The organism is Methanofollis liminatans DSM 4140 (genome assembly GCF_000275865.1).
Taxonomy (GTDB): Archaea; Halobacteriota; Methanomicrobia; order Methanomicrobiales; family Methanofollaceae; genus Methanofollis; species Methanofollis liminatans.
The window spans coordinates 433,921-445,473 of sequence record NZ_CM001555.1 but is presented as its reverse complement, the minus strand read 5'-3'; the positions used below and the strand labels follow the sequence as shown (position 1 = coordinate 445,473).

Sequence of the window (11,553 nt, the reverse complement as noted above, 5' to 3'; positions counted from 1 at the left end):
TTATATAAATATAACTATTTTTTAAGAAATACATATCAGAGTTATCATTAAAAAGGAAATTTTAAGAGCCATTTGCTAAAAAATAGACACTAAAAATGATTTTATTACCCGAAACACAAAAAGGCACTGAAAAGAGGAGAGGGATGGAGAGATCTAGAAACTCTTCTGCCCGGGCCGCCGGCGGCGCCCGGCCATCCTGATCCTGCGGGTGACGACCACGCCGGCAAGCAGGAGGACGACCAGGAGGAGGGCGGCCGCCCCCACAACGATGGGCGCCGGCCCCTCGGGCTTGAGCGTCAGGATCGCCGACTCCCCGGACGACCCGACCGCCAGCGTGCGGTCCGCATATGCGGTCAGGTATCCTTCACGAGAGCCAGAAATATTGTAGGTGCCGGGCTTCAGGCTGAGCGCGAGCCTGCCGTCCGCCGCAGTGACACCCTGCGAGGCGCCGTTCACCCCGATCGAAACCCCCGAGAGCGCCGCATGGTCGGCGTTCTCGGTGAGCACCGAGAGGGAGACCGGCACATAGGCCAGTTCGACCGCAAGGTCGGCACCCGTGGCGGCCGGAGTGCAGGTACCCTCCCAGGAGGTGTAGCCGTCCGCCTTCACCGCCACCGTATGGCTCCCCCCGACCATCTGGCCGAGGCTGAGCCTGCCATAGCGGTCGGTCACGCCCGCACTCGCCCCGTCGACCGTCACCGCCGCTCCTTCCACCGGCCTGGTCTCCTCGTCGAAGACCGAGATAAAGACCGGATAGGTGGCCTTCTTCAGGAAGATATCGGTGACGACAGCGTCCTCACCGACGTACACCTCCTGCAGGTACTCCTGGTATGAGGTGTGCGTCACCTTCACCTGGTACGACCTCCCCTGGTCGAGGACAGTGGCAAGCGTCCCCTCGCTCCCGGTCACACCCTTGACGGTACCGCCGACGCTGATCTCGGCACCGGCGATCGGGCTATGGTCCTGTGCGTCCAGCACCTTAAAGGCGAACCGGCCGGCAGGGTAGAGCCAGAACTGGACGCTCCTACTCTCTCCGTCCATATCGACCTCCCGTTCAAGGCTTTCATAATCGTCGGCATCGATCGCCACCGTGTAGGTCTCGCTCGCGTCGACGTCAAAGACCGCCTTTCCGGCAGAGTTCGTCCGCTCCGATTCGACGCTCCCGCTCCCCTTTGCGGTGACCGTCACCCTGATCCCGCTGATCGGCTGGACGGTATCGGCGTCGTAGACGGTCACCTCAAGGTCCACGGTATCAGGCTCAAGCCTGACCGTCACCGAGGTGTCATCGTAATCGATCACATCAGACCAGTCCTCGTACCCGGACTTTGTCACCCGGAGGGTGAAGTCCGATTTGAGGGAGTGAGAGTAGTCAAACGTCCCGGATGAACCGGTCTTGCCGACATAGGTCCCGCTGACATAGACCGATGCCCCGCTGAGATACGAACCGCTCTCGTAGTCCTTCACCGTGACCGTGAGGGTCACCGCCTGCACTGCAGAGCAGAAGAGGGCAAGGGCGAGGATGGCGAGGAGAAGAGTGCGCAGGACCTTATGCGCCATGCACATCACCCCCCACGCCCCAGTGCCGACTCGGCACGCGGTCGATGAGCATCCCCTCGACGACGACCGGCATGAGCCGCCGGCCCTCCTCGAGCGCCTTCTGGAGGCGCCATTTCCGGTCGGCATACACGGTGAAGATCGGTTCGCCGCTCCGCACCTGCGTCCCTTTCTTCGCGTGGATGTACACCCCGGCGCCACGGTCCTGCGGGGCCCCGGCGGCGCGGGCGAGGCTGATGAGGGCCTTGTTGTTCAACTCCACCACGTAGCCGGTCGCCGGGGCGTTTACGACAAACTGGTGTTCGCCCGGGACGATACCGGCCGAGGTCACCGATGGGTCGCCGCCCTGCACCTCGATGATCTGCTTCATCTTCTCAAGTGCCCGGCCCGAGGAGAGGATCTCCTGTGCCACGGCGTAGCCCTGCCCCGGCGCTGCCTTGCCAGACATCTCAAGCAGGATGCCGGCAAGAGAGAGGCTTTTCTGGATGAGCGAGGTCGGTTCGGTCGCCCCTTCCAGGACGGCGAGGGCCTCTCTCGCCTCGAGCTTCGGCCCGATGGTGTGCCCGACCAGGGACTCGCCATAGGTGAGGGCACACTCCACCCGCATCCCCAGGCGCTCGCCGAGGTCGATGAACTCCCGCGCCAGTTTCCGCCCTTCGTCGGCGTTCGGCACCTTCGTGTGCTCCCCGACCGGGATGTCGATGGCGACCAGGTTCGCACCCACCGCGAACTTCTTCGCCATCACCGAGGCGAGCATCTGCCCCCGCGCATCGATCTTGAAGGGGTACTCGACGGTGATGAACCGGTCGTCCGCGGGGGCGATGTTCGTCGCCCCGCCCCAGACGATCACGCCGCCGACCTTCTCGGTCATCTGCTGCACTTCGAGGGCGGAGAACGCCACCGGGGCAAGCACCTCCATCAGGTCTGCCGTTCCGGCGGCACCGGTGATCGCACGGGAACTGGTCTTCGGTATCTTGAGCCCGGCGGCAGCGATGATCGGGACGATCAGGAGGCTGATCTTGTTCCCGGGCACCCCGCCGATGGAGTGCTTGTCCACGATCGGGTACGAGGGAAAATGGAGCTGCTCGCCGGTCTCCACCATCGCCCGGGTCAGGTGCTCGACCTCGTCCATGTCAAGGGGGTTGGTGTAGGTGGCGACGATGTATGCCGTGAGTTCGCTCGGCGAGAGGACGTCGTCCACCACATCCCTGATGATGGCCAGGGTCTCCTCCTTGCCGAGGCGCAGGCCGTCCATCTTCTTCCTGATGAAGTCGAGGGTGGCCGGACGGTCGGCCGCCCGCACCTCCACCTCGGCGCCCTCCAGGACGTCGATGCGCACCTGTGTCGGCCGGTAGATGCCGATCACGCCCTGCGGGATCAGGGAGGCCGTGGTATCGACAAAGGCGGAGACCGACTCGCCGGTGATGTGGTTCTTCACCTCCACGCGGTCGCCGTCCCGCACGCTGATCTCCCGGGCGTCGCCGGCATGGAGAAGGACGCCGCGGTTCTCGATATCGATCGATTTGGTTGTAAGCTTCATGGAATAGAGATACTCCTCTCTTCTCTAAAGGGTATCGGCATTGTGCCCAGAAAAGAGTGTCGGAAAGAATGTTTGAGGATGCGAACCCTTAGCCGCAAAACATGACCGTGGATGAATTTTTGGGTGCGCCCGTTCACGCGAAGGTGCAAAAAACCGCGATCAGATCGCAGGCCGAGGAGACGTCATAGAGGTACTTCCCGATCTCACGGTGCGGCATACACAGGTACCCTCGATTCTTCGATCGCCTTCAGAAAATAGGGATTTTTGATGGGCGCCGTCTCCACCAGATCGACGGGGCGGGCGAACAGCGCCTCGAGGTCCAGTGCGAGGTCAAGATAGGCATCAGCATGGTCGGCAGGCGGCATGGGCTCAAAGGCGACGATAAAATCGAGATCGCTCCTTTCGGGGTCGAAATTCTCCCCGGCCGCTGAACCGAAGAGTTCGAGAGTTTTTACCCGGTGACGCCGGCAAATCTCAATGATCTCCGACATTTTCTCTGCGATGATCCGGTGCATTCCCGATTCTTCCCTCCCCTGGTACGATGGAGTGGTACGGGCAGGGGGATATGATTTTTCCCCCCACGGTCCACCCGCGACCCTCCATGATGAGATTGCAAAAGGCTCCCTGCACGATATCGGCACAAAGGCGTCGCAGGGGAATTGCATCCCGAAGGATTCCTTTCTTGCATCGATCAAATCCCTCTCTTCGCCTCTTTTCGCCCCTATAGCGTGAGTCCACATAGAGACGACGGGCAGGTATCGCACAGGGCCCCATAGCGGGGTCATCCCCCGGCACTATTCAAAAACGACTTTGTTGAAAACCTCCCCTCCAACAACAATCGAGATCGCCTGAAGGTGCTTTGGTGAGGGCATGATAGATCTTCCCTTTATCGTGGAACCAGGCTACGGGATGGTCTGGACGAAGCCATTCGCCTGGCAGTTTCCGGGAGCAGATGGGGGATCAGTGCCCCGCAAAACTGCGATTGGGGCGGGGACAGGAAAAATACGCCGACTCGCCGATCCATCAGTTTTCATCGACAGATGCTCCACCCCTCCCGTCCCCGCATATTCGGGGCAATCGTATGCAGGGGTCCGGAGGTAAGAGCCCCCGGCGCGGTGTCCTCTCCACCCTGAGTAATTATCGCATCTTCGAACCGAGAACGTGAGGGTCCCTGAAGATCGAGCAGGCCCGTGTCGGAGGGCATACTGCCCCTCGGTCCCCCCGAACATTGGATATGGGGGGGAGAGGTAAAACACACCACCACCCCTCTCTATAATTTTTCTTCGAGAAATAATTTGCCCTCCCCTTCCCCGCATGTCAGGAGCAATCCTCGCGCGGGGGTCCGGGGTAAGAACACCCGGCGCGGTGCGGGCGTTGTGTGACCGTATGGGATCTCAGGGTACGCCTCTGCCAGGGGGCCTGCCGACCCTCATAACTGCGATTGGGGCGGGGAAGGGCACACCACACCAGCCTGACTACCGATCATTTTTCATCGACAGAGGCTCTTGCCCGACCGTTCGCCCATATCCCGGCAATCGTATGCGGGGGTCCGGAGGTGGCAACCCACGGGCAGATGCGGGCTTCGCTGTTCAGGGGTATGCTTGAGTCTCCTTCCCGGACTCATGCCCGATCTAACAGAGCACAAAAACAGAATCACAACACAAACGCGGCCAGAATCAGCACCGCGGGAAAATTACAAGAAAAAAAGGGGGATTAGTTCCTGCGCATGACCAGGAACGCAACAGCGCCGAGGCCGACCAGGGAGATCAGCGCGCCAAAGCCGGGCTGAGAGACCGGGGTGGTGGCAGCGGTGGTCGCCGGGACGGTGGTCGCCGGAGCGGTGGTCACGGGTGCAGTGGTCGCGGGGACGGTGGTGGCGACGGCCTCGAGCACGTTGAAGGTGGTGGTCGTGGTCACGTCGGCATCGATCGACTCGACTTCAACGGAGTACTGGTCTGCCTTGAAGCCAGAGGCGTCAACGGAGAATGACCAGGTGTTGTAGTCGGTGCCCTCAGCAACAACCACGGTACCGGAGGCGCCGGAGAACGAGGTCGCCTGGTCCTTGGTGGTGGCGGCGAAGGACGCCGAGGTCACGTCAACGGTAAGGTCGTTGCCGACCGCGAGGTTGGTGGTGCCGGTGATCGTGAACTTGTCGCCGACGGCCTTGTCGCCGATAGCGTCGATCCTGATCCAGGCTTCTTCGAGGTTGAAGGAAACCTTGCGGTAGGTGTCGTCACAGTTCGGCGAGTTGAGCGCCTCAACAAGGGCGGTGGCGGCTTCAGAGGCAGCGAGGCTGCCGAGGTCGATGAAGTTGCCGTCAGCGTTCTGGATCCTGAAGGGCTGGCCCGCAATCGGGAACGGAATGACGTTGAAGATACCGTCGGTCATCGGGTGCTGGACCACGACGAAGTACTGGCCGGTGGCCAGGGCCTTGGTGTCGGCGCGCTCGAGGGTGTACTCGAAGGAGCCATCGTCCTCAACGGTGGCGGTAGCGCCAAGGTTGCGGTAGTTCTTGCCGAAGATCCAGATCCGGACCTGGTCGGGCTTGCCTTCCGCAATACCGGTGATCTTCAGCTTGTCACCCTTCGCAACAACGGCACCGATGTCGTTGAGCGAGAGGTAGGGCGCCTTGAAGACGACCGAGAAGGTCTGGTACTTCACGCCGGACAGGCGGTTCTTGGAGACGAAGAGAGCGTTGCTGTCGACGTTGTTGCTGGTCGCGTAGATCGTGTAGGTGCCGGCGTCAAGGATAGAGCCGGTGTTCGCAAGAGCCGCGGTGTCCCAGCGGTATTCCCAGGTGTCGTCGGACTCGACCGCGCGGACAACATAGTTGCCGGCAGAGGCGTCGAGGCCGAGGTTGTCCAGCTGAACGCCGTTCAGGTCGGTGCCGAGGTTCGGACCGGTCATGAAGAGGTAGACGTTGTCGCTGTCGGTGTTGGTGCCGGAGAGCTTGACTTCCTCACCGAGGTAGTAGGAGCCTGCGCCCTCGGCGGTGATGGTGACTTCGCCCTCTTCGATCTTGACCTTCACCTCATCGTACTTGGAGGAGTCAGCCGGGTCGACGATCTTGATCGTGAAGGTCTTGTCGTCGGTGGTGGCAGTGGTGGCGAACTCGACAGAGCGGGTGCCGCCGGCGTTGGTGTTGACAACAGCTGCGGTGGAGGCGACGGGTACACCGCCGATCTTTGCACGCTCGTTGTTAACGAGGGTAACAGATGCCACGGTAGCTGCAGGGGTGGTGTCAGCAGCAACAAAGGGAACATCGATGATCCTCACACCAGGCTGACCAACCTTGATGGCCGGGTACTGGTTGACCGCTGCAAGGCTGGCGTCCTTGATATACAGGAAGTAATCCTTCTTGGAGTCACCGGTGACGGTCACGACGAAGGGGTTGTTCCTGACAACGTTCTCCTTGTTGGAAACGATGGAGATCTCCTTCGAGGCGACGGTGAAGCTCACGGAGCTCGAGTCGGTGGCGTAGTCGGCAAAGCCCGTGGGGGTAGCCCAGACGGCCTTTGCGGTGTAGGTGCCTGCCTCAAGGGTGCTGATGTCGATAGGGGTCTTTGCTCCCCAGAAGGTCGTCGGGGCGCTCAGGATGTGACCCATGAAGTTCTGCGCTCCGATCTGGCGGATAGTACCGCCGCCGGGGGTGACGATCTCGACGTTCACGGTGGCGGTCGGGAGGTACGTGCCGACCTCAGTAGCGGTAAACTTGAAGTAGACAGGTGTGGTCTTGGTCACCGTCTTGCCGGCGATGGACGAAGATTCGTCAGCCGCAAGAACAATGTTGAAGGCGACGCTCGGGTCGCGGATGTAAATCTTGTCTCCCGTTTTCGTCACCGGGTTAATGCTCGATACGACATAGTAGGTGCCATAGTTGCCCTGCATGTCAACGTCGATCAAGTTGAGGTTGTTCGGTGTTCCGAGCGGGATCGAGTAGATCTGACCCTTGGTCGGGTCATCGTCGGTGTACTTTGCGAGCTGGTCGGCGGCCGGCACGAAGCCGGAGAGGTCGAGACCAGTCTCATAGTCAAAGACGGTTCCGCCGTTCGCTACAACCCTTGCAGCGGACGCCGGCATAACCAGCATCGCAGCGGCAAGGAGCAGCACTGCGGCGATAACCATCATCTTAGATGTACTCTTCATTCAATTCCTCCTTTAACGTAAACGTGGTGAGCAGACGAGCCCCCTTCGACAGATGTCGAATACGGATTCACCATGCCCAATACTCCGATTGCCGGAATATACGACATTATTAGTGTAACACTTAATATATCCTTTGTGGTTGCGCGGCCGGGGGGAGGGGCGTCAGACGCCGCATTCATCCCTAAATCCGATATCACCGGATAATATCCATTTTTTGAAAACGGAGGGACGGCAGCGCCGGACCATCTCCGGGCATTTCCCGCCCCACCGCCACAAACGGGCAAACACTCATCTATCGGGCCCGGCCAATTCTTCTCCATGAGAGTGATCAGGGCCCCCTCCCTCGGACGGGCGCACGAACTGGTGGTGAAGATGATCCTGGAGAAGGGATATGTCCTGGACACCGAGGACGGCGAGGCGACGGCGGAGTTCGAAGAGACGGCGATCACGGTGGACGATCCCTTCGCCGAACCAATGGCGAGCGGACGCTCGCGCTTCGGGCGCCGGTTCCTCGACTCCTACGCCGACGCCCTCCTCCACGGCTCGGACTCGGTCTTCGAGTACGACTACCACGGCAGACTCTTCGACTGGGGGCAGGGGCTCACCTGCGGCGGTGCAGAGGTCCATGCCGACCAGATCGCATACATCGTCAAAAAACTGCGCGAGGCCCCGGAGAGCCGGCGGGCCGTTGCGATCACCTGGAACCCGCCGGTGGACGAGACCCTCCACGACTGCCCCTGCCTCCAGCTCGTCCAGTGCGTCGTGCGCGACGGCAAACTCCAGATGAAGGTGGTCTTCAGGAGCAACGACATGCTCAGCGCCGCCGGCGCAAACATGTTCGCCCTCGCCCACCTGCAAAAGGCGATTGCAGACAAACTCGAGATCCCCTGTGGGGCCTATACCCACATCTCCCTGGTGCCGCACGTCTATTACCGGCGGGACATAAACGACATCCCCCCGTTCTGCAAAGAAGGCACTGAGATCGCTCCGATCCCCGAGGTCTGCCGGGCGTGCGGACGGTGTGCGCGCTCGCGCCAGGTCTGACGCAATCCGTCACCCTTTTAACCCCGAAGAGCGAACAGATTAAGGCACACAGCCCGGTAGTGTAGCGGTCAATCATGGGGGACTCTGGATCCCCCGACAGCAGTTCGAATCTGCTCCGGGCTACTCTTTCTTTTCCGACAGACTGATGCTCGAGCAGCGGCCACATAATCATCATGGACCGGCCGTACAGGATCGGCGCAGGTGTGCGCATCGACGACGAAGAGACTTTTGCAGCCCTTGCCGCTCGCTATCACGAAGGAAGGATCGACCACATCCAGGTCCAGATCATCCCCGGGGATGAGCGGTCGTTCCGGGATCATCTCGACCTGATCGCAGACGCCGGGGTGCAGGTCGTCATCCACGCCCCGCACCACGCCCACGGGGTCAACCCCTGCGCACCGACGGCCTACGACGATCGCTCCCCTGCAGAGATCGAAACCTGGATCGAACTGGCCCTCGCACAGACGGCCGAAGCGGCCGACCGGACCGGCGCCGATAAAATCGTCCTCCACACGGGGCGCTACCTCCCGGGCCGGCGGGAAGAGGCCGAGGCGACCTTCGCCGCATTTTTGGACGACCACTTCGACCCCCGCTTCATCCTGGAAAACCTCCCCTCGGTCTACGCCGACTACCCCCTCCTCGGCAACGAGGCAGCGGACCTCGTCGCTCTCGGCGGCGGGCGCATCCGCGGCTTCTGCCTGGACTTCCCGCACCTCTTCTGCACGGCAAACTATCTCTCCCGCCCCTTCGCCGATCTCCTCGCCCCCTTCGGCGGCCTCGACCTCAGGCTCTTCCACCTCTCCAACAGCAGGAGAGGCTCGATCACCGACGAACACCTCCTCATTGACCACCCTGAAGGAGGGCTCGACTTCGGCGTGATCGTCCCCTTCATCGCCGCGCACCCCGGCACCCACGTCAGCCTCGAGTACAAAGAAAACGATCCCCGGGTCTACGACCGGCAGGTGGCCGTCTTCGACACCATCTTCAGGCGATGGAACACCCCGGGCGCGGGCGCCCTATAAGATACCTGCGTTCCCGCCCGGCCCGAAAAAAGAATCGGCCCTTCCCGGCCTCACGCAAGAAACGCAGCGAGCACGCCGGTGAGAAACACGCCGTCGAAAGTCCCGGCGCCCCCGATGCTCACCACCGGCGCCCCGAGTTCGCCGAGACGGCGGAGGTTCAAGAGGTCGGCGCCGATGAGCGTCCCGAGCGTGCCCGAGATATAGGCGATGACCGGGGCGGCGATCACGGCGACCGTTGATCCGCCGGCGAACCCGGAGAGGATGAGCGCCACGATCAGGGCGGCCAGCGGCGGCACAAAGAAAGGCGTGGCGATCCCGAGGCCAGGCACCGGCCGCGCCACCCGGTTGGTGACCAGGGTCACGACCAGGGTGCCGACGAGCGCCAGCGCCAGGATCGTATAGCCGCCCGAGAGGATCACCGACTCGGCCATCAGGTAGAGCGAGATCAAGAGGGGGATCAGCGCCCCGCCCAGGTTGATCGCCACCGTCGTCTCCGGCGCCACCTCGGGGATGCGGTAGACCCAGCCGTAAAAGGGATTATAGGTCTTCTCCATCCGCACCGGCCCGCTCTGGACGGTGGTGAGCGGGATATTGACGAGGCTGCCGAAGAGCGTGAAGAGGAGGATCAAAAGAACGGTCCACGGCTGAAAGCCGAGTTTCGCAAACGCCCCCCCGATGACGCTCAGGAACAGCAGCGGAATGAGAAATATGAGGACGGCGAAGAGGAACGCCATCATGATGAGGCTGAACGGGTTGAAGATGCATCTGCCCATGAAAAGGAGAGGGAGAGATTCTATTTGATGGCTTCGCAGACGATCGCCGCATGGTCCCGGTGATAGGGCTCAAGCCACCGGGTTTCCCTGATAGAAAGCCCCCCGGCCGTGAGGGTGCGGACCGTCTCTTCGAGGACGTCCTGCGGGCTCTGCGTGACGTCGACGCTGCGCGTCTTGAGCATCAGCACGAGGGTGCCGCCCTTCCGCAGGAAACGGAGGTTCCGCAGGGCGATCCCGGCCTGGTCGGGCTGCGCCACGTCCATGTAGAGCAGGTCCACCTCCTCCACGATCCCGGCGTAGCGCTCGGGCCGCCCGGCGTCGGCCATGATCGGGACGATGTTTCGCCGCCTCCGGCAGACCTCCAGGAGGTCCTGCATCGGGCGCGGGGCGAACTCGACCGCATAGACCACCTCCACATAGTCGGCCACATGGGAGACGGTGGTGCCGTTCGCCGCCCCCAGGTAGAGCACCCGCATTTCAGGGGCGAGATCGATCTCGCTTCCCAGCAGGGCGAGGGCGGCGAGCTTCGAGCGGCGGGGGTCCCAGACCCGGTAGCTCCCGATCATCCGCTCGCCGTAGACGCCTCCCTCGCCCGGGGAGACGAGGACGCCGCCGATCCGGATCATCCCTCCACCCCCGCGGCGTCGATGCGCGCCTGTGCCCGGTCGATGAATGCAGGGTCGAGCTCCCCGCGGTACAGGTCGATCCGTGCGGCAATCGCGAGTTTCGCCGCCAGCACCCGCGCCACCCGGCCCCGCACCTCTTTGCCCGCATTATGGACCCGCCGGTGCTGGAAGATCACACCGTGCTTCGGGGACGGCGCCCCGCCGCGGATATGCGAGAACAGAGCCGTCCGCGCTCCGAGCACCTGGATCGTCCCGGCCGGCATCCTGGCCAGCGCCAGAAGCCCCCCGGCCTCGGCCATCAGCCGCGCCGCCACCAGCCCGCCGACCAGGGCGCTCGTATTGGGCATGACCTGATCGGCCCGGCGGGAGACCTCGCGCATCAGCCGCGTCCGCATCTCCCCGAGGCTCTCGATCTCGGCGCCGACCTGCCTGAGAGCCGGCGACGGGCTCCGCCGGATCCGCCCGGCGAGCGCCTTGCCCCCCTGCCGGTACTTTCGCGTGAACCCCGGGTCGAGGACGGCCTGCCAGTCGACGGCGCGTTCGAGCAGGAGGTTGACCACATGATCGGTCTCGTCGAGCGTCCTGACCATCTGCAGGAGCTCGACATCGGGACCCGAGAGCTCGGTCGCCACCTGCGCCCGCGCCAGCTCGATGCACGAGCGGCCGAGCAGGGCGATGTAGCCGGCCCGGTCCTCCACCACGCCGCAGGACTGCGCCAGCGTCCAGTCGGGCCGCAGGAGGGAGGGCCTAAGCTCCTCAAGCCGGCGGGCAACCGCCGCAGGATCGGCAGCGATAGGCCGGCACTGCCCCCCTTCGATCTCCCCAAACCAGTAACGCTCCATCGTGTG

At 62.6% G+C, this 11,553-nt stretch carries 9 protein-coding genes and 1 tRNA gene; 3 read left to right on the top strand and 7 right to left on the bottom strand.

Translation table 11 applies throughout. The annotated features are described in order from the left end of the window. Nucleotides 1–153: 153 nt before the first annotated feature. The 4 genes from METLI_RS02115 to METLI_RS02100 all read right to left on the bottom strand — a co-directional run bounded on the left by METLI_RS02115 (nt 154) and on the right by METLI_RS02100 (nt 7,240). Nucleotides 154–1,557, bottom strand: coding sequence for a carboxypeptidase regulatory-like domain-containing protein (locus METLI_RS02115; protein ID WP_004037659.1), 1,404 nt, complete (start codon nt 1,555–1,557; stop codon nt 154–156). After that, entirely contained in the window at nt 1,547–3,094 is a 1,548-nt protein-coding gene (locus tag METLI_RS02110) for an AMP phosphorylase (RefSeq protein WP_004037657.1), read from the bottom strand. Before METLI_RS02110 ends, METLI_RS02115 begins: the two co-directional genes overlap by 11 nt. A 203-nt stretch (nt 3,095–3,297) precedes the next feature. Further along, complete coding sequence (locus METLI_RS02105) at nt 3,298–3,609, bottom strand: nucleotidyltransferase family protein (RefSeq protein ID WP_004037656.1); 312 nt, start codon at nt 3,607–3,609, stop codon at nt 3,298–3,300. Nucleotides 3,610–4,807: 1,198 nt separating this feature from the next. Beyond that, a complete protein-coding gene (locus METLI_RS02100) occupies nt 4,808–7,240 on the bottom strand; it encodes an MEMAR_RS02690 family S-layer glycoprotein (protein WP_004037654.1) in 2,433 nt (810 codons plus the stop codon). Nucleotides 7,241–7,558: 318 nt separating this feature from the next. On the opposite strand from METLI_RS02100, the gene METLI_RS02095 reads away from it, so the two are divergent. The 3 genes from METLI_RS02095 (at nt 7,559) to METLI_RS02085 (ending at nt 9,306) form a co-directional block, all read left to right on the top strand. After that, entirely contained in the window at nt 7,559–8,284 is a 726-nt protein-coding gene (locus METLI_RS02095; protein ID WP_004037652.1) for a thymidylate synthase, read from the top strand. Nucleotides 8,285–8,334: 50 nt separating this feature from the next. Beyond that, nucleotides 8,335–8,407: transfer RNA gene (locus METLI_RS02090), tRNA-Gln, on the top strand. A gap of 50 nt (nt 8,408–8,457) precedes the next feature. Beyond that, nucleotides 8,458–9,306 carry a TIM barrel protein gene (locus tag METLI_RS02085; RefSeq protein ID WP_004037650.1) on the top strand — a complete coding sequence of 283 codons (849 nt, stop codon included), beginning with the start codon at nt 8,458–8,460 and terminating at the stop codon, nt 9,304–9,306. 50 nt (nt 9,307–9,356) lie between these two features. Here METLI_RS02085 and METLI_RS02080 read toward each other — a convergent pair whose 3' ends face one another. Genes METLI_RS02080 through METLI_RS02070 form a run of 3 tightly spaced genes read right to left on the bottom strand, consistent with a single transcriptional unit; the run spans nt 9,357 to nt 11,547 of the window. Continuing rightward, on the bottom strand, nt 9,357–10,079 hold the full coding sequence (locus METLI_RS02080) for a DUF1614 domain-containing protein (RefSeq protein ID WP_004037648.1): 723 nt from the start codon (nt 10,077–10,079) through the stop codon (nt 9,357–9,359). A 20-nt stretch (nt 10,080–10,099) separates the two neighbouring features. Next, entirely contained in the window at nt 10,100–10,705 is a 606-nt protein-coding gene (locus METLI_RS02075) for a fibrillarin-like rRNA/tRNA 2'-O-methyltransferase (RefSeq protein ID WP_004037633.1), read from the bottom strand. After that, the gene (locus METLI_RS02070; RefSeq protein ID WP_004037631.1) at nt 10,702–11,547 is read right to left on the bottom strand and encodes an NOP5/NOP56 family protein; all 846 of its coding nucleotides are present in this window, start codon (nt 11,545–11,547) and stop codon (nt 10,702–10,704) included. The genes METLI_RS02075 and METLI_RS02070 overlap by 4 nt, the downstream gene beginning before the upstream one ends. Nucleotides 11,548–11,553 lie beyond the last annotated feature (6 nt).